This is a genomic window from Fulvitalea axinellae, from assembly GCF_036492835.1.
Taxonomy (GTDB): Bacteria; Bacteroidota; Bacteroidia; order Cytophagales; family Cyclobacteriaceae; genus Fulvitalea; species Fulvitalea axinellae.
On sequence record NZ_AP025314.1, the window covers coordinates 1,982,453 to 2,000,999 of the forward strand.

An 18,547-nucleotide genomic window follows, 5' to 3' on the forward strand; every position below is an offset into this window, starting at 1 on the left:
AAGCTTTCGGTTTTTCTATGCGGATGTAAGAAAAAATGGCTTTTTCATTCATGAAGAATAGCCAAGATGTTTTCCGGACGGTAGCGACCGTATTACGCACACCGCCGAAAAGCGATGCCCGCCGAGTGGGCGGGCATGTTCGTTTGTCGTCTACTTAGTCTTTCTTCTCGCAAAGCTCTGTGAGCACCCCGAAAGTCGATTTTGGGTGCAAGAACGCAATGTCGAGGCCTTCAGCGCCTTTTCTTGGGGTTTTGTCAATCAGGCGAGTGCCTTTTTCCTCCGCTTCAGCCAAATTAGCCTCGATGTCTTTGACAGCGAAAGCCAAGTGGTGAATGCCTTCTCCTCTCTTTTCGATGAATTTGCCGATTGGGCCATCCTCGGCAGTGGATTCCAGTAACTCGATCTTGGCGTCGCCCACTTGAAAGAAAGCGGTCTTCACTTTCTGTTCAGCTACCTCCTCTACGGCGTAGCACTTCATCCCGAAAACTTCTTCGTAGTGCTTGATGGCCGCGTCCAGATCTTTAACGGCGATACCTATGTGTTCGATGTGGGAAATATTCATGGCAGTGAAAATGTTAAAAACTGAATATTGTCTTTCCGTAAGGTATAGTCAACGGCAAAAAGGTGTAATCCGGAACATTTTCCGGGTTCAGATTCCGTCGTTGGCTCCGGTTTTATAGGACCATTACCCCGTGTGGGTTTGGTGAAAATTCCGGCTATTGTTATACCTTTGTATTCCCTTATTTTTGATAGGCTCAAGTTATGCAAAAAACGGCGCGAGGTGAAATTACAGCGTCATGCTTTTTGAGAATTTTAATCAAAGGATTCCATGATAAAAATCAAAAAAAGGAGAGCGTTAACGGCTCCTGAGTACGTTGAGGGCGTTTTGCGGGGCGACAGAGTGATACTTAGCCGGGCCATAACGCTGGTGGAAAGCACCCGGAAACAGGACCGTTTGCTGGCCGAAGAGGTGCTGGAGAAACTGATGCCACATACGGGCGGTTCCCTGAGAGTGGGGGTGACGGGCGTGCCGGGTGTCGGAAAAAGTACATTTTTGGAGAGTTTCGGAATGTTTTTGGCCAAGAAAGAAAAATCGTTGGCGGTTCTTACGATTGACCCGAGTAGCCAGAAGACCAAGGGGAGTATTTTAGGTGATAAAACCAGAATGGAGATCCTGGCCAACGAACCCTTGGCTTATATACGCCCTTCGCCTTCGGGAAAGTCTTTGGGAGGCGTGCACGAAAAAACCCGGGAGACGATGTTGCTTTGCGAAGCGGCGGGTTTTGACGTGGTGCTGATCGAGACGGTGGGCGTAGGGCAGTCGGAAGTGGCCGTGGAGGGCATGGTCGATTTTTTCCTATTGTTGATGCTGGCCGGCGCTGGGGACGAGTTGCAGGGAATCAAGCGGGGTATTATGGAGATCGCCGACGCGTTGGTGATCACGAAAGCCGACGGTGATAATGTGACCAAAAGCGAAATGGCGCGTCGCCAATACCAAAACGCCCTGCATCTGTTTCCGCCTAACGAAACGGAGTGGTACCCGAAGGTGCTGAAGTGCTCTTCGCTAGAAGAAACGGGCATGAAGGAAATCTGGGACGTTATTATGGAATTCGAGGAGCATATGCGTTCCCGTGGCTTTTTGCAGAGCAAGCGCTCCGACCAAAGCTTAAGATGGCTAAGGGAAAGCCTGAACAACCATTTGCTGGAACGTTTCTATGAGGACGAACAGATGCGTTATCTTTTGTCGGATGTCGAAAAAGCCGTTTCCAAAAACCAAGTCCCCGTTTCTGCGGGAGTGAGGCGCCTGATCGACGCTTTTGCGGGCCAATAGGCCTGAAAAACGAAAATGGGGACGATGATCACCGTCCCCATTTTTGTTAATGTATAAGTCGTGAGGTTTTGTGCGGATTAATCCGACATTTTTTCCTCCAGCTCCTCGATTTCCAAAGCTAGATTTTCCCACTCTTCGTTAAGTTCCTCTAGCTCTTTTTCGGTTTGCTGTAATTTTCCGTTTTCTTCGGCCAGGCGTTCCAGGTTGGCGAATACTTCCGGCAAAGCCAGCAGGTTCTCGATATCCCCCTTTAGAGTTTCGAGTTTTTCGATCTGCTCTTCCGTTTTCTCAAGGCTTTTCCTTTTGCGGCGAAGTTCCTTGTTGATCTTGTCACGTTCCTGACGTAGTTTAAGGCGTTCTTCCTTGTCTACGCTAACCGCTTTTTCTTTCTTTTCGGATTTTTCCTCGCCGGCTTCCTCAAGTTCTCTCCGCCGTTTCCAGTCTACGTATTCGGCGTAAGTTCCCGGGTATTCCTTAATCTGGTGATCTTCGATATACCAGATCTTGTTGGCCACGGCACCGATAAAACGGCGGTCGTGAGAAACGGTGATGAAAGAACCTTGGTATTGGTTAAGGGCGTTGATCAGAATATCCACCGAACGGATGTCGAGGTGGTTGGTAGGTTCGTCAAGCAACAGAAAGTTCGATTCCGTTAGCAATGTTTTCGCCAAAGCGACCCTTGATTTCTCCCCGCCCGACAGCACTTTGATTTTTTTGTAGATATCGTCGCCACGGAACAGGAAGCCGCCGAGGATATCGCGAAGCTCCTGCTCGGTTTTTCCGCTTCCTGCGGTTTTCAGCTCGTCGATAATCTCGTTTTCCGTATGCAAAGCCTCCAGCTGGTGCTGTGCGTAGAATCCCGGAATTACGTTATGTCCGAGCGAGCTTTCGCCGGCGTCGAGCGGTTCCGAACCGTCGATAATGCGCAACAGCGTGGATTTACCCTTTCCGTTCGCCCCGATAAGCGCGATTTTGTCGCCTTTCTCAATCTGCGCAGATGCGTTCTTGAGAACCTTGATCGGCCCGAAGCTTTTGCTTACGTCTTTGATCGTACTTACAAAGCGTCCGGATTCGGTGCTGAAACCGAAGCTGAAATTAACGCTGGTCTTTTCCTCGTAAGCCTCCTCGATCATGTCCATCTTTTCGAGAGACTTTACACGAGACTGCACCTGCTTGGCTTTGGTGGCTTTTGAGCGGAAGCGCTCGATAAACCTTTCGGTCTGTTTAAGCTTGGCCTGTTGGTTTTCGAAAGCGTTTTGCTGAATTTCCAATCGTTCCGCTTTCTCTTTAAGGTAAAAAGAGTAATTGCCGGAATATTGGACAAGCTTTCCGCCGTCTACTTCCACTATAGAAGTTGTGGTGTTGTTAAGAAACTCCTGGTCGTGAGAAACCACGATTACCGCCCCGTTATAGCTCTTAATATAATTCTCGACCCATTGGATGGAAGGTAAGTCGAGGTGGTTGGTGGGTTCGTCAAGCATAAGCAACGAAGGCTCGCTCAAAAGCAACTTGGCCAACATGACTCGCATGCGCCAACCTCCCGAAAAAGTCTTGAGCGGACGCTGAAGCGCTTCGGTGGAAAAGCCGATGCCTTCCAAAACCTCTTCGGCTTTTGACTGAAGACTGTAGCCTCCGAGAGCTTCGTAACGCTCCTGCAATAAGGTGAGGCGGTTGAGCTTCTTCTCGTCGTAGCCGAGCTCCATTTCGGCCAATGTCGTCTCAATTTCCTTTTGGATTTTATTGGCTTCCTCAAAAGCTTGCATCGCCACCACGAGAATGCTTTCGTCGCTTTGGTAAGACAGCAGGTCTTGGTTCAGAAATCCAATCGTACAGTCTTTGCCTCTGGATACGCTTCCGCCGTCGGGGCTGTATTCCCCTTCGATAATCCGTAGTAATGTGGACTTTCCGGCGCCATTCTTACCTACAAGGCCAATTCTGTCTTTTGGTTTTATGTGCAAAGAGGCTGCGTCATAAATTGCACGGCCCCCGATATAATACGAAAGGTTGTTGATCGAGATCATCAGTAATAATTTTCCATGGGAATGGTAGGGAAATTAGAAACGCAAATGTAGCAAAGATGGTCGGATTGTAAGGCGAAAAACCCCTGTTACTTTTTCAAAATGGGGCGAGATGTCTATATTGCGTAAAAATATCTAAGTGGATGGCAAACACAGGTGTGGTAGAATTGTTGCTTAAACTGACGAGTATTTTTGGATTGTTGCACTAAGGTAATTGGATTGTATGAGAAACTCACGATATGCGGCTTTTAGTCCACTAAACACGGGGGTGTTGTGTTTTCCTTATTCTCATATGTTGAATAAAGGAGAGATTTTCGCTTCGCTCACATTTCAGGAGTGGTACTCGTGGCACGGCTTGTTAAAAGAGGAATCGGGGAAAGAATGGGGGATTTATCTTAGCTATTACCAAGTGGTGAGAGAAGGTAAGGTAAGCTACCCTTATCGGATTAAGTTGGTGGATTTCGAGGAAGGCACTGTCCGTTCATACGAAGACGAAAGCCCGAACCTTAAGTCCGAGGTTAGTGTTGAGGATGCCCCACTGACGGTCACTTACGAGGAGCCGGGACGTTGGACTATCGCTTATGATAGTGACGCTGACGTTTGGCACGTATACTTCGTAAACTATGAAGATCAGTTGAGTCTGGAGGTGAGTTTCTCCGGAAATCACGACTACGTATCTGCCTCGCCTAGTTCTGTTATCACGATGGGGGCTCCCAAAACGATGAATTACAATCCGTTGAATCTGACCGGGTTGGCCCATCGTTATTTTGACCCTAAGCGTGAAGTTTTGAAGGCCGCGGTAGATTTAGAAGCTAAGAAAAATAGATCAGTGGAAGAAAGCCCGACCGCTATGATTTTGGCGGGCAAGAACTCTTGGTTTGAGCACCAATGGGGGAATTTCAACCACAGAGGCTTTGGAAACGAGACTTACGACCGTTTCGGTATAAGTGTCGGTGATGCGTTTATGGAGTTGGACCTTTGGTACAATGAAAAGGGAGACGCTTTGCCGGGCATGACTAGAATGGCCAAAGGCGAAAATGATGTGGTTTCTTATGGACAAGGTGCGGGTGTTTGCGCCGACGAGATATTGTCGTCTGTAGAAATCGGTGGTAAATCTTATCCGGTAGAGAGAAAAATATCTATTGATGGTACGGATTTCCTGATTCGCCCTAGAATCAAGGAGCAAATTGTAGACGTTGTCCGCAAAGGCATTGATTCTTGGGTCGGTTGGGCCGATGTTTACAAAGGGTCTTTTGACGGAGAACCTGTCGGTTCCGCTTTCTTGGAAATCTTTGGTAGATAAGCTTATTCGGAAGAAATTCTGATTTATTGAAAATATTTGAGACCGTTCGAAAGGGCGGTCTTTTTTGTGTGTTCTGATAAGCGTCGTCTTCTTTTGTTGTTATTTGTTTTCAGTTAAGGCGATGTTATCGAGTTTTATCCATTCTGTTTTTATGCCGATTTTATCATCTCAATACCCTGGTCCTCCATTCTATCTGTTTAATGGCGACTTAGAAACGATAATCCCGGGAGGTTTTAGGAAAGTTCGGGGGATTGCGCCGGAAAGGGAAAGAATAGTGACTCGGGATGGGGATTTTTTATTGTTGGATTGGGTTCGTGCCGAATCGCCATCTGGAAAGTTGGTCATTGTTACCCATGGACTGGAAGGGCATTCCAGAAGACCTTACGTCACTGGTGTATTGAAAAAGTTTGTTGGAAAGGGGTATGATGCGTTGTCTTGGAATTTCAGGGGAGCGGGTGGTGAAATTAATAAATCGTTGAAGATGTATCACCACGGTTTCTCTGAGGACCTTGAGCGGGTTGTTGACCACGCTTTGTCTTCGGGAAGGTATCATTTGGTTGTCTTTGTCGGTTTTAGTTTGGGCGGTAATATGACGTTGAACTATCTGGCCAAAGAGGGGCTGGAGAGAAAGGAAATAAAGGGCGGAGTCGCTGTTTCCGTCCCATGTGACTTGACGGAATGCGTGGAAGTGATGTCTAGGCCAAAAGCCAGTTTTTATCATAATCGTTTTCTTAGGAAGTTGAAAGCGAAACTCAGGGATAGGGTAGGGCTGTTTCCTGAGAACTTGAAAAGGGAAGAAATCGACGGCTTGCGAGACTTCTACGAGTTCGATAACTACTATACGGCTCCGGTTTTCGGTTTTAAAGACGCTTTTGATTATTACGCTAGCGTAAGCACTTTGGAAAAACTGCCTAAGATTGAGGTGCCTGTGTTGGTGTTGAACGCTAAAAATGATCCTTTTTTAGGAGCGAACAGTTTTCCTTATGATATTGCCGAGGCAAACGACCATGTTTTTTTAGAGACTCCCGAGCGGGGCGGACATTGCGGTTTTTTGATGAAAGGGAAGTCTGAGACATGGGCCGAAATTAGAGCATTTGATTTTTTGGAACCTTTAGCAAGAAAGGAATAGTTATGAGAAGAGCGTTGTGTTTGATTTTTACCTTAATGGTTTTCTTCCTTGTGGGGGAAAACGGATGGGCACAAAAGAATTACGCCAGAAGGTTAGTTAACGAGCTTTGCTCTCCGGAATATCACGGAAGAGGCTATGTGAAAAAAGGGGATTTTAAAGCGGCGCAATTTATCGCATCCCAATTTGATTCTTTGGGCTTGGAACCTGTTGTTGGCGAATCATATTTTCAAGAATTCGAAATACCCGTTAATACTTTTCCCGACACGCTTGGCCTTTCGTTAAATGGATTGGTCTTAAGGCCGGGGCATCACTTTTTGGTAGAGCCGTGGTCAGGTTCAGGAAAGGGTTCGTTCGAGGCTGTTGCTATACAAAAATCTGATTTTGTGAACGAAGCGAGCTTTATGGCAAGACTAAGGCAAGCCAAAGGTAAGTTTCTGGTCTATTCCGAACAGGATATGGATTCGTTGGAGCAAAGCTACCGAGACAAGTTGAAGAAAGGGTTGAAAGATTTGGGAATGAGTTCTAACCCTTTTGTTGCCGGTGTTTTAAAAATAACGACTAAAAAGCTTACATGGGGAGGTTCCGGAGTAGCGTCGTCTATTCCTTATTTTACTGTAAAATCGGACAGAAAACCTACGGAGGTGAAGAAGGTTAGCGTTGCGGTCAGGAATAAGCATTTTGAGCATTATAAAACCAGAAATGTAATCGGTAGGGTGAAAGGGACTTCTGGTTTGGGGAAAACATTGTTGATCGGCGCTCATTATGACCATCTGGGCAGAATGGGTAGTTCCGCCTATTTTCCAGGAGCGAACGATAACGCTAGCGGTACGGCGATGCTCTTGAGTTTAGCCAAATATTACGCTGAAAATCCGCATGATTATGATGTGGTATTTGTAGCTTTCGGGGCGGAAGAACAGGGCCTGTACGGCTCAAGGCATTTCGTTGAAAATCCACCTGTGGATTTGGAGAAGATTTCTTTTATGTTGAATCTGGATATTAACGGAACGGGAGATGACGGTATCACGGTAGTGAATGGAGCCGTGCACGATCGGTTGTTTGGTAAATTAGAGTCAATCAATAAGGAAAAATCGTATTTACCGGAGGTGAAATCAAGAGGTGAAGCCTGTAACAGTGACCATTGTTTTTTTCATTTCAAGGGCGTGAAATCTTTTTATGTATATACGCGAGGAGGAAGCAAGGCTTATCACGATGTTTTTGATACGGCCGATAATTTGAGTCTCAGTGGTTTTGACGGAACCTACGGGCTTCTAAGAGATTTTTTGAATAGTTTGACTCGGTAAGGGAACACACGTTAGGGGTGCGTTTCGCAATCCTTTCGGAGAAGGAAGTCTGCGTGTTCTTTTTTGTAGCCGTTTTTGATGGCTTGGCGAAAATGAAGACGTGCTTTCTTCTTTGCGCCGGAATAATATAGGCTATAAGCCAGTAAATATTCAAGATTCGGATTTTCAGGGAAAGCTGACAAGCCTAAAGAGAAGGTTTGAGTCGCTTTCTTTTTCCTTTTGAGAAATAATTCCGCCCTGCCTAGACTAATGAAATCCTCCGCTGTAGGCGATTCCGATTGTATTAGCTGACTGAGAGCCTTTTCCGCTTTATGAAACTCGTTAGCTTTCAAATACGCTATTCCAAGCTTTCGGACTGTAAGATTATCATGCGGTAACGAGTCTAATACGGATCTGTAAATATTGGCGGCCGAATTATACCTATTCATCATCATGTAGGTGTCGGCAAGCAACGTTCTGGTTTGGGTGTTATCGGCTCCTTTGTTTATCCCTTTTTCCAAATGGAAGGCGGCTTTTTCCGGTTTTTTACTTTTCAAATTCAGGTTTCCGAGAAGAACGTGTGGCCAAGGTGCTTCGGGCGTGATACTGATGCAGGTGTGAAGGTGATTTTCCGCTTTCGAGGGGATTTTAGCGAAAGCGTACATCAACCCCAAGTTGTAATGAGCTTGGTAGTTGGTGGAATCGATGGCCAAAGCGTCCTGAAAAAGCCTTTTGGCTATGCCCGAAGATTTGTTTTTCATGGCCAACAAACCGGCGTCCAGTTTATACTGAATACTTTTGGGAGATCCAGAAACTGCTTTTAGCGCAAGTTGTAGGGCGTTTTGATGATTGTTTTGACGATCATTAATTATCGCTAGTAAATGCCACAGTTTCGCCTTTTGATGGATATCTAGATTGTTCGAATCAACGGCTTTTTCAGCTTTTTCTTTCGCTTCTGATTCTTGTCCGTTTTCAAAAAGGGAGAAAGGGAGAACATGGTCTGTGATTTGGGCAAGAACAGTGTTACAGATGAAAAAAAACAGAAAAAAGAATGCCGGCCAGAGAATTCTGTTTGCTGAGTTTTTAACCTCTGTAAACTTCAATACGGCCGGCATTCTTTTAGAATTTAAAGTTACTCATTTCGTCAGTTATCGGATAACCAATACCGATCCTCTGATTTCGATTGGCTCGATTTCCAGTTCTGCTTTCACATTGAATTTGATCAAGTAAGGATAAGAGCCCGCTGGGACAGGCGAACCGTTCTGGTAGGATCCGTCCCATCCTCCTTCGACAAACTTTGTGTCGCTGGAGCGGGTTTTGAATTCTTCATAATTTGTGCTGTGGAAAACCAATTCGCCCCAGCGGTTGAAGATGTACAGCTCGAAGGTATCGCCGTTTACGTTATGGTCATACCCGAAACGGAAGACGCTATTCTGTTCAGCTCCTGGGACGATAGCCTCCGGAAGTCGAACGGTAGCTACACAATCTTCAATATACCTGAACGAAGAGTTGCTTACGCATCCGAACTCGTTTGTAGTGAAGAGTTGGTAATGCCCGGTAAAGCTTGCGTCGGTGGCGTTCAGGATCGGGTCGGTGTAAGTGTTGCCTGTGGTAAGGTTTCTCCATTCCCATTTTTCGATTGTTCCTTCCTCGCCACTTCCGTCAATGATTTGGGCCTCATCGTTGAAACAAACTTTGATGACCGAACCGTCTTCGATTGGTGTCGGTGCTTTCGGGTTGACTACAAAATTGACAGTCGTATCGGTATGGCAGTCGACATTATCAATCGATGTGACTGACAGGCTTACCTTATAAGTCCCCGGGTTTTCTGTTATTGGCGAGAATTTGTTTGGAGTGTCGTCGTCAGGGTTTTTGTTTTTGATGACAGTTCCATCCGGATCGTTTTGAGTCCAGTAATGGGGGAGTTCGGGCACAAGGAAACTTTCGATAACAACCAATTCATCTTGGCATTCTTCAGTTTCATTTAGCTCAAATTTCGGCTTTTGGTCAACTACAGAGAATTCAAACTCTCTTTCGCACCCGTTTCGCTCCATTGTTAATTTCCATTCTTCGAAATCTTTCTGTGGAGCGGGGATTTGTGTCGTATTCAGCCCGTCTCCTTCTTGAGTGGGGGATAATAGCCCATCCCAAGTGTATTTGATCTCGCTCAAGTAGCTCAGGCTAGGGTCCAAGGCAGTTACTTCAATAGATTCACCGCAAGTGAGATATGGATCGTTAATCTGCAGAAGCATTTTAGGGTCACGAATTTCGATCTCGGAAAGGTTGATTTCTTCGTCTAAGTAATCATGAATCAAGTCGTCTCTTCCAGATAGTAGTGCGCTGGATTCGCAACGCCACATATGCACTTTAATAGTGTAAGGATCAACCCTGTTAGCTGGTACAATATAGACAGCTTTCAATGTGTCTGTTTCGCCCCAAGTGCCGGGAAGTCTTGTGTGGGAAGTGATTTCGATTCTTCCATTTTGGGAGTCATTGACAATAACCCCGACAAGATTATCAGTATAGTCAATTATTGGGTCAAGGTCCCAGGCGTATTGGTCGATTTTCGTCCGTCCAGTGGCGATAAAGGAAAGCGTGTCACCTGAGCATCCATCATCCGCTTTTAATTCGGGTGTGTTTTCACTTCCGGTGCCTCCTTGGTCGCTGTAGGAGGGGAGTCCCAGTCCAGAAGTTTTCCCGCCTAATTCCAATGCGTTGGCGTTATAGCCGGAAGGGTTGTTTTGGCTACTGTTTCTTAATACTTCGCCTAATGATGAACGGCCGTCTACAGCAACGTATAGTGTGCCGTTGGGCGCTTCGGAAATTTGTCCCGCCGTTCCGGAAATACTGGTAATGCTTTTAATGTTGTTGGGGTTACGGAGCAATTCTTTATAATCTTCGTCCGGATTGTCCGGGTCCGTTTCATGGTTATAGAAAAACTCGATAAGCTGGGAATTAGCTCCCCCTTGTAGTGTGAGGTATATTTTGTTGTCATCAGCTTCAGCTCCGTACGGAACATACGTGTCATAGACTAAGCCAAGCGGAATGGAGACAGGTTCTTCAAGGACGTTGTTTGAATTTTTTAGAATAGTAAGCGTGTTGTCTGATGTTGAGCCGGGTAAACCAGGATCGGAAGACGGATATGCGAGTTGGCTTCCGTTATCTCCACTGAGAAGAACCATTTCACCGATGGCGTGAGAGGGTTCACCGGGGTTGTGATATGGTCCTGCTGCGCTAAGTAATGGTCCTTCAAGACCATTTGTGGTCACTTGGAATACAACGAATCTGTTTGTGCCGTATTCGTGCGTGTAGATTGTTCCGCCGTTGTTGTCTCCGGCTACGAGAATCCTCTCTGTTGCGCGTTCAAAAATCGTCTTGTCTTTGACTATCAGCCTCGCTTCGAATCCGTTGCTTGACGGGCTGTCAATGGGCGCCAATAGGTTTAGTATTGAGTAACTAAACCTAAATTCGTTTTTGTCCCGGGCTTTTCGGGTTGTGAAGATGTAGAAAATACCTTCCTCCTGTGATGCCTTTACGATTTCTACTGATTGCGCTGACTCTCTGTCACCGCCAAGATCCGTGATCGCAATATGTTCGGTTTCAGGTATTGGGTTGCCGTCTTTGTCACGCTTGTGCAAAGCGAGAGGATTGATCCAAACCTGATCGCCGTCCGTGTAGAAGAGCAAAGTGCCTTCACTGTCAAAAGCTGTTTCTACGCCAGCGGGAGCGTCGTTCATTTTGCTGTTGTTCGGCGAGACGGGTTCAGGAGTGGGGGTGTTGAAATCAATAGCGGCCTGATCTCCGAAATACCATTTTCCGACAGTCGAACTTGTTTCTTCCACAAGTTCACTTTCCGCATATACTGTTACGTTTGTCGGATCGCTTGAACGGGAACAGCCTCCTCTGGTTGCCGTGACAACGTATTCCCCGGATCTCAATTCAGTGTCGGATGTTGGGTCAACTAAGCCAACATCAATATCGCCCGCTTGGTCGCCGGAACTCCAAACCCAAGCTATGTCACCAGTTTCCGCAAGAGGAGTATATCCGCCACCGGATCCACCACCGCCGGATCCACCTCCGGACCCGCCACCACTGCTGCTCTCTTCCATTTTTGCCACAAGATTGATTTCCAATCCAGGACAAATAACCGTGTCGCTAACATGCTGGTCTTGGTCCCCTATGTCAATAATAATTTCTTCGAGAGTATTCTCCTTTATATTGTCAGAAGGAAAAGAGAAAGGGAACGGTTCACCGCCGAAAAATCCAACCATCGAAGCGTTAAGTTCGTCTTCGATATCAATCGAAGTGGCCGTAAGGTTTCTTGATAGGTTACCGTCTATACTCCAAATACTTGAATCTGGAATCACGGTTTGCCCCTTAAATGTAAACGTGGTGCCAAGTCGGACTTTCGATTTTGTACAGCCTTCGGCTACGTGGCTAATCTGTAACTTGGCCGGAATGTTCGAAACATGAGGGAGGAATTCGGGTAGATATTCCGAGTTGAATGTAGCTCCTTCGTATGCGGCGGTTTCAATGTTGCGATTAGAGGAGAGAGGATCAGCTATTTTCGCTAATTGCATCTCGTTCGTAGCGGTCCGGTAAAGGACAAAAAGCTCCTCGCCTGGAGTTTTTCGGATACCGTAAACACCGGATTCAGACGCATTCAGTTTGATAATACTGGGTAGCGTTGGGTTCTCCAGATCATAGATCAATACATTTTTGCCCGAAGTAACAGCCAAAGCCGTTTCGGAAAGCCAAGTAGCGTCAAATGTTCCTAAGCCCGATCCTGAGGATGGAAGGACAGGCACTGTTGCGTGAGGAACGATTTCTGCACCTCCCGGATTTATCGTGAAAACTCTGGCGTCTGTGGAACCGGTAGCCGGAATAGCTGCGATTACTCCTGAATTGTCGGTTGGTCTGAGGTTACGGAACACCACATTGTCTGGCGAAGCAAGCGTAGCCGTACTGCTTGGGCCAGTTGGCGTAAGCTCGAATAACTCCAGCGTTCTTGAAGCGTCCCTTTTTTGGATTATCAGCCAGTTTTTTCCTTCAAAATGGAAAGTGGCCATGGCGTTGGCCGTAGTGTCGGAGACTACGGTTGGGGTTGTGCTTTCAAGTTCGCCGTAGGGGAGGGCGGAGGTGCCGTCTCCTGTTTGGCTCATATCTACGGTATAGGCCTGCACTTTATTCGAACTGACGAATAGGTAATATTTGTCCGGAAACTCTGTGTCTGAATAAGAGGGCGGACTTACGGCCAATCGTTGGTGGGGGACATCGGAAACCGGAACCTCAAGCGCGTCCCCGCTAATTTGTTGGTGGGCTCTGTTGAAAATCGAAATCCCGTCGCTGTAAAAAAGTATCTCGCCGGTGATGGGATGCGTGGCCACCACCGTGTTGCCTTTTGTGTTCAAGCCGGTCCAACTGCTGTAGAGCGTATCGGTTACTTCGGTTCCTTTGGGGCCGAAATTGATGAATCTCTCATGCAGAAACCAGTTCTCTTTCCGCTTTTGCCCGTATGTGGCCGAAAGAGCGGAAGCAAAAACTAGAGTCAAGAACAGCTTTGTAAATATTCTCATACCTTGAAATTGTCGTTCGAGTCAAGTTTAAGGATTAAGAGATAATATTAATCCATTTATTTCGAAAATTAAGAGTTAAAGAGCTAATAATGCATCTTTCAAATAAAGAAACGTGTCATTCCACAAAAGCAAAAAGCCTTCGCTGGTTTTTTTTCAGATTAGTAAGCCTAGGCTAACCCGGTAGGCGACTTTGGGGCGTTTTTCTTCTGAGGTGAAAATAATCGTTTTTTATGAGTTACTTTCATGTCGTTTTTCGTTTTTTATAATGTAAATTCCCTGAAAAGTTATTAGCTCTGTAAAAAAATACTTTTAGGGTAATGTCAGATGCCAATGGTTTGGGCAAATGCCTTTCTTTGGCTATTTTCAAGATTTGTTAGTTGTTTATTAGCGTTGCGACATTCGGGAACGCTTGATGTTTGCACTGTTGGTTTGATAGGGGATACGGGTTTGGCCGGAAAATGAGGCCAAACGGAGAACTAAACTGGAAAAGCATAAATGAAGAGGCGAATAATATTGATAATGGGTTTTGTCTGTTTGTGGGGATTGCTTTCTGGGCCGGAAGCCAAGGCTCAGGATCCGCAGTTTTCACAATTTTTCGCGGCGCCGCTCTACACTAATCCCGGATTTACGGGCTCTACCCAAAAGACTAGGTTTGGTCTGAATTACAGAAACCAATGGCCGTCGCTACAAGCGAATTTCACGACTTACGCAGCGTACGCTGACCATTATATTGATGAGTACAATAGCGGAGTGGGGCTAATGCTGATGTCGGATAATGTTCCAAAAGCGGGACTTAGCTCCACCAGTGCGTATCTTTCTTACGCTTACCAAGTGAGATTCTCTGAGGATTTTATGCTGAGGCCCGGTGTTCAGCTGGGCTATGTCCATCAGTCTGCAAATTACGGAGACCTGCTTTTTGGCGATATGATTGATCCGTTTACAGGTGAGATTGGCGCAGGCGGAGAGCCTTTGGATTTCGAAAACAGAGGTTTCTTTGATTTGGGCTTCGGAGCCGTGGCTTTTTATAAGGAATTTTGGGCGGGCCTTAGCGCCTCGCACCTTACGCAACCGAATATTTCCACCGCCGTGGACGGTGACGATCCGTTACCGATAAAATATGTGTATACGATGGGGTACAAGTTCGCGTTTACGAAAGTGGACAAACACTTGCGACGTGAGTACGCATTTACGCCGGTTATGCTTTACAAGAACCAAGGAGACTTTAGCCAGCTGGATGTCGGTACATATTTTACGTTTGAGCCTTTGGTTGTAGGCTTGTGGTATAGAGGTTTGCCTTTCAAACCTGTGGAAGGAAAAAGCAACCATGAGTCGTTTGTGGCGCTTGTGGGTTATAGCATGCACGGATTTAATTTCGGATACAGCTATGACTACACAATCTCGGATCTCGGGATAAAGTCGGGAGGGGCGCATGAGATTTCCATTTCGTATACCTTGTTTTTGGGTGATCCGCGCAAACCGCCAAAGCATATGCGTAAATTGCCTTGCCCGCAGTTTTAATTCGCTCCGGGCCTGAAGAGATTGATATTGGCGCCGGGTATGCTCGGTGCCGTTTTTGTTTTAAGCGAAAAATCAGGAATGTGATGGATTCACATCAAGTATTATTGTTGGTATTGGGGATAGTGGTGTTTGAGTTCCTTTTGGAACGGGTGTTAGGAGTCTTTAATATTCGAAATCTGAAGCCTGAATTGCCAAAAGCCTTTTCGGATGTGTATGGACAGGAGGAATATGCGAAAAGCCTCCGCTATCAAAAAGCGAATTATCGTTTTGGATTATTTTCGGCTTCCATCTCGTTTGTGGTCACTTTTGTGGTTTTGGCTCTTGGTTGGTTAGGCAAAGCGAATACGTTCCTTACGGCCGGAATCGAAAGCCCGATCGTTTCTGCATTAGTGTTTTTCGGAGCGATGTTCATTGTGAACGATTTGCTTAGTCTGCCTTTCAGTCTTTACCGCACTTTTTCTATTGAAGAAAAGTTTGGCTTCAATCGTATGACGCTGAAAACGTTCTTGCTTGATAAACTGAAATCGTATGCTTTGACGGGGATTTTAGGCGGAGGTATCTTGGCTTTACTGATGTATTTGCTTGGAGTGCTGGGAAAAGACTACTGGTGGGCATTCTGGATTTTTCTTTCCGTTGTTCTCCCTTTGTTCAATCTCCTGTACACGAACGTGATCATGCCGATTTTCAACAAATTCACGCCTTTGGAAGACGGCGAATTACGGGAGGCGATTATGGATTACGCTAAAAAAGTCGATTTTCCGCTGGAAGGGATTTACGTAATGGACGGATCTAAAAGAAGTACAAAAGCGAACGCTTTCTTTTCGGGATTCGGTCGGTTCAAGAGAATAGTGTTGTTCGATACGTTGATCGAAAAGTTGGAAACAGAAGAGCTTGTTGCCGTTTTGGCACATGAAGTTGGGCATTACAAGAAAAAACACATTTTACAAGGTATGGTGATTTCGATTTTGCAAACGGGTTTGTTGCTGTTCTTGTCCTCTTTGTTTGTGTTCAATCCGTTGTTTTCCGAAGCTCTTGGGAGTGAAGGAATGAATGTGCTTTATTTGAATCTAATGGCCTTTGGGCTGTTGTTCGGGCCCATTTCCATGATTGTTTCCGTAGGATTTAATCTTTTGAGCCGAAAAAATGAATACCAAGCCGACGCTTGGGCGGTACGCACGTTCGGGGCGGAGCCGATGGTTGGCGCATTGAAGAAATTGACGGCTAAAAACTTCGGTAACTTGACGCCTCATAGCGCATATGTTTTCTTCCATTATTCGCACCCGCCATTATGGCAAAGGCTGGAAGCTATCGAAAGCGTTAAATGAACATATGCCGTATGATTTATCAAAAGGTAAAGGAACTTCTGCCTTGGTAGGTTCTTTTTTTTGAGAAAAAATAATAACTTTTGCCTTGTAATGTTTGGTGGCTTTTTCACTCACCTAACGTTTTCGGATGCGCATTGGGTGCGCTTTCGTCACTAATCGATTGATTTTATGAGAATGATGTCAACCAGAGCTTTCCCCTTTAGGGTATTTTTACTTTCGCTGGCTTTTGTGTGTTACGGAGGTTTTGGTTTTGCGCAGTCGGCCAAGACGCAGAAGACTCTGTACAAGGCCAGTCAACTGTTTAAGATCGGCAATTACGACGGTGCGCTGAAACTATACCTGGAAGCCGAAGGGGCTGGGACGTTAGGTCCGGCTATGGCGTACGCTGTGGGGGTTTGTTACAAATATCAGAAATCCGTTAACGAGCAGGTTAAAGGTTTGCCGTACCTTCAAAGGGCATCGGAGGCCTATGGAAAGGTGAGAATGCCGAAAGAGGTGTTTCTGCACTTGGGCGACCTTCGGATGAAAAATGAGGAGATCAACGTGGCGATGGAGGCTTATGAGCGTTACGCCAAACTGTTGGATCCCGATAAGGAAAGGGATAAAGCGGATAAGATTCAGCAGGTGATCATGGCGGCCAAGACTTCGGCCGAAGTGATATTGAACCCTAAAGATATCAGGATCCATAGGCTGGACCGAATCGTGAACACCGAATATACGGAGTATAACCCTGTTGTTGCCGCCGACGAAAGTGTGATGGCCTATACGGCTTGGTATCCCGACGCTAAATCAAACAGCAGGAAAGAGCAAATTTTGGTGACAACTAAAGACGGTGGTGGAGACTGGTCCGAACCGATTAAAATCGACCTGAAGACAAACAGGACGGTTGGTACTGCGGGGATTTCGCCGGACGGCCAGAAAATGCTGATTTTTATGGGCAAGAACAACGGCAAAGGCGGTGATCTCTATTTTATTGAAAAAGATGGTGACGGTTGGTCGTCTCCGACGATTATCGAGAGTCTTAGAACCAATTCGTCTTTGACTACCACGGGAAGTATAACGCCGGACGGAAAGACGATTTACTTTGCTAGCGACAGACCGGGCGGATTCGGTGGCTTGGACGTGTACCGAGTGGATAAGAAAGAAGATGGCCGTTGGGGTGATCCTTATAACTTGGGCGGGATGATTAATACGGATAAAGACGAGGACGCTCCGTTTATCCACCCGGACAAAAAGACGCTGTTTTTCACCTCGAATCGTAGCGCTTCGATTGGCGGAGACGATATTTTCAAAAGTATCTTGGTGCGCGGACGTTGGAGAAAGCCAGTGAACATGGGATATCCGATCAACACTACTGCCGACGACAATTACTTTACGCTTATCGCTGACGGTAGCCGGGCTTATTTCTCTTCTGACAGAAAAGGCGGTTCCGGTGAACAGGATATTTATTATTTCGATATGCCTGAGAGCGAAGCGAATATTCCTTTGACAATGGTGAAAGGTCGTATTCTCGTCGGGCCGGACAGTATTGCGGTACCTACCCAAATCAAGGTAGTTGATAATGAGACCGACCAGAAAGTCGAGTTCGTGTATAGTCCGAACAAAGAAACCGGGGACTACCTGATTATTCTTCCTCCGGGCAAAAACTACGATATGATTATCGAATCCGAAGGTTTTATGCCTTATACGGTAAATATCAATATCCCTAACCAAACGTATTTTTACCAGCTGTACCAAATGATCCATTTGGCCCAAATCAAGCAGTTTGACGTTTTGGTAGGACAAAGGGTTTCGGTCAAAAACAAGTTTTATGACACAGGCAAGGATCAAGTGGTGGTGAATGTGCAGAAGGCGAAAGAAGCTTCACTGGTGCAGAGTGACAGCCTTGATCTTTATGATATGATGGACGTGATCATCAAGGCCGAAGACACCGAAGCTTACGAGTATCTTCTGGACTTGATGTATTCGACGGCCCCAACGGAATCGGTCGATTTCTCCGATGTCGAAGACGACAGAATGGAAATAGCGAGCCGTCAGTATTTCTTTGACGAAAGTGACACGGCTCACCTTGAGGTGAGAAGAGTGGGCGAGGAAGTGATCTATTCTCTGCCGACGCTTTTTGTTACGGAAGAGTCAAAAAAACGTTTTGAGAAGAAACACGTGCGCTCTCAAGTCAATCCCGAATTGCTTAAGCCCGTATACAGCATATATTTCCAGGCTGGGGAGTCCGTGGTACAAGAGAATTATATGGGACAACTGCAGGTTTTGTTGGAGCTTTTGAAAAATGAGAAAAACCTAGGCGTTGAGATTTCGGGTTACGCATCGGCGGAAGGTGACAGGGAAGCCAACGAGGAACTGTCGAATAAGCGGGCTATCGAAGTGCTGAACTTCTTCAACTACCGTGGCGTGGTGCGCCGTAGAATCAGGGCCCGTGGCCACGGCGTAACCCAAAGCGAGGATTCGAGCAGGGAGAAGGCCCGTAGGGTGGAGATCAAGCTTGTTGACCTTACGAACAGCAATTCCGTCTTGTAGTGAAACCATACGGAGAAGATGCCCCCGTTTCCTTT

General features: G+C 46.2%; 11 protein-coding genes. 7 read left to right on the forward strand and 4 right to left on the reverse strand.

The features are described from left to right. Positions 1-154: 154 nt before the first annotated feature. The gene (mce, locus tag AABK39_RS07915) at positions 155-562 is read right to left on the reverse strand and encodes a methylmalonyl-CoA epimerase (RefSeq protein WP_338394385.1); all 408 of its coding nucleotides are present in this window, start codon (positions 560-562) and stop codon (positions 155-157) included. Positions 563-829: 267 nt separating this feature from the next. Between mce and meaB the strand changes: the two genes are divergently transcribed. Beyond that, positions 830-1,831, forward strand: a complete 1,002-nt coding sequence (gene meaB / locus AABK39_RS07920; RefSeq protein WP_338394386.1) for a methylmalonyl Co-A mutase-associated GTPase MeaB — start codon at positions 830-832, stop codon at positions 1,829-1,831. A gap of 77 nt (positions 1,832-1,908) precedes the next feature. Here meaB and abc-f read toward each other — a convergent pair whose 3' ends face one another. After that, a complete protein-coding gene (gene abc-f, locus AABK39_RS07925) occupies positions 1,909-3,852 on the reverse strand; it encodes a ribosomal protection-like ABC-F family protein (protein ID WP_338394387.1) in 1,944 nt (647 codons plus the stop codon). A 289-nt stretch (positions 3,853-4,141) separates the two neighbouring features. Between abc-f and AABK39_RS07930 the strand changes: the two genes are divergently transcribed. From AABK39_RS07930 to AABK39_RS07940, 3 genes are all read left to right on the forward strand, one after another. Continuing rightward, on the forward strand, positions 4,142-5,152 hold the full coding sequence (locus AABK39_RS07930; protein ID WP_338394388.1) for a hypothetical protein: 1,011 nt from the start codon (positions 4,142-4,144) through the stop codon (positions 5,150-5,152). A gap of 151 nt (positions 5,153-5,303) precedes the next feature. Next, positions 5,304-6,281 (forward strand): YheT family hydrolase, encoded by a 978-nt coding sequence (locus AABK39_RS07935; protein ID WP_338394389.1) that lies wholly within the window; start codon positions 5,304-5,306, stop codon positions 6,279-6,281. Between the two features lie 2 nt (positions 6,282-6,283). After that, positions 6,284-7,582 (forward strand): M28 family metallopeptidase, encoded by a 1,299-nt coding sequence (locus tag AABK39_RS07940; RefSeq protein WP_338394390.1) that lies wholly within the window; start codon positions 6,284-6,286, stop codon positions 7,580-7,582. An 11-nt stretch (positions 7,583-7,593) separates the two neighbouring features. Here the strand turns inward: AABK39_RS07940 and AABK39_RS07945 are convergent, their stop codons facing one another. Together AABK39_RS07945 and AABK39_RS07950 are read right to left on the reverse strand one after the other, a co-directional pair. Next, positions 7,594-8,676, reverse strand: a complete 1,083-nt coding sequence (locus tag AABK39_RS07945; RefSeq protein ID WP_338394391.1) for a tetratricopeptide repeat protein — start codon at positions 8,674-8,676, stop codon at positions 7,594-7,596. A 33-nt stretch (positions 8,677-8,709) separates the two neighbouring features. After that, positions 8,710-13,137, reverse strand: coding sequence for a T9SS type B sorting domain-containing protein (locus tag AABK39_RS07950; RefSeq protein WP_338394392.1), 4,428 nt, complete (start codon positions 13,135-13,137; stop codon positions 8,710-8,712). A 495-nt stretch (positions 13,138-13,632) separates the two neighbouring features. Between AABK39_RS07950 and AABK39_RS07955 the strand changes: the two genes are divergently transcribed. From AABK39_RS07955 to AABK39_RS07965, 3 genes are all read left to right on the forward strand, one after another. Then, a complete protein-coding gene (locus tag AABK39_RS07955; RefSeq protein ID WP_338394393.1) occupies positions 13,633-14,655 on the forward strand; it encodes a PorP/SprF family type IX secretion system membrane protein in 1,023 nt (340 codons plus the stop codon). Positions 14,656-14,738: 83 nt separating this feature from the next. Then, positions 14,739-15,980, forward strand: coding sequence for a M48 family metallopeptidase (locus tag AABK39_RS07960; protein WP_338394394.1), 1,242 nt, complete (start codon positions 14,739-14,741; stop codon positions 15,978-15,980). Between the two features lie 168 nt (positions 15,981-16,148). Continuing rightward, positions 16,149-18,512 (forward strand): OmpA family protein, encoded by a 2,364-nt coding sequence (locus tag AABK39_RS07965; RefSeq protein ID WP_338394395.1) that lies wholly within the window; start codon positions 16,149-16,151, stop codon positions 18,510-18,512. Positions 18,513-18,547: the final 35 nt, after the last annotated feature.

Excerpts from the sequence above, each read along its gene's own strand:
- AABK39_RS07965 (WP_338394395.1), top strand. The coding sequence starts at position 16,149 with ATGAGAATGATGTCAACCAGAGCTTTCCCCTTTAGGGTATTTTTACTT.
- AABK39_RS07945 (WP_338394391.1), bottom strand. The coding sequence starts at position 8,676 with ATGCCGGCCGTATTGAAGTTTACAGAGGTTAAAAACTCAGCAAACAGA.
- AABK39_RS07955 (WP_338394393.1), top strand. The coding sequence starts at position 13,633 with ATGAAGAGGCGAATAATATTGATAATGGGTTTTGTCTGTTTGTGGGGA.
- AABK39_RS07940 (WP_338394390.1), top strand. The coding sequence starts at position 6,284 with ATGAGAAGAGCGTTGTGTTTGATTTTTACCTTAATGGTTTTCTTCCTT.
- meaB (WP_338394386.1), top strand. The coding sequence starts at position 830 with ATGATAAAAATCAAAAAAAGGAGAGCGTTAACGGCTCCTGAGTACGTT.
- AABK39_RS07930 (WP_338394388.1), top strand. The coding sequence starts at position 4,142 with ATGTTGAATAAAGGAGAGATTTTCGCTTCGCTCACATTTCAGGAGTGG.
- AABK39_RS07950 (WP_338394392.1), bottom strand. The coding sequence starts at position 13,137 with ATGAGAATATTTACAAAGCTGTTCTTGACTCTAGTTTTTGCTTCCGCT.
- AABK39_RS07935 (WP_338394389.1), top strand. The coding sequence starts at position 5,304 with ATGCCGATTTTATCATCTCAATACCCTGGTCCTCCATTCTATCTGTTT.
- mce (WP_338394385.1), bottom strand. The coding sequence starts at position 562 with ATGAATATTTCCCACATCGAACACATAGGTATCGCCGTTAAAGATCTG.
- AABK39_RS07960 (WP_338394394.1), top strand. The coding sequence starts at position 14,739 with ATGGATTCACATCAAGTATTATTGTTGGTATTGGGGATAGTGGTGTTT.
- abc-f (WP_338394387.1), bottom strand. The coding sequence starts at position 3,852 with ATGATCTCGATCAACAACCTTTCGTATTATATCGGGGGCCGTGCAATT.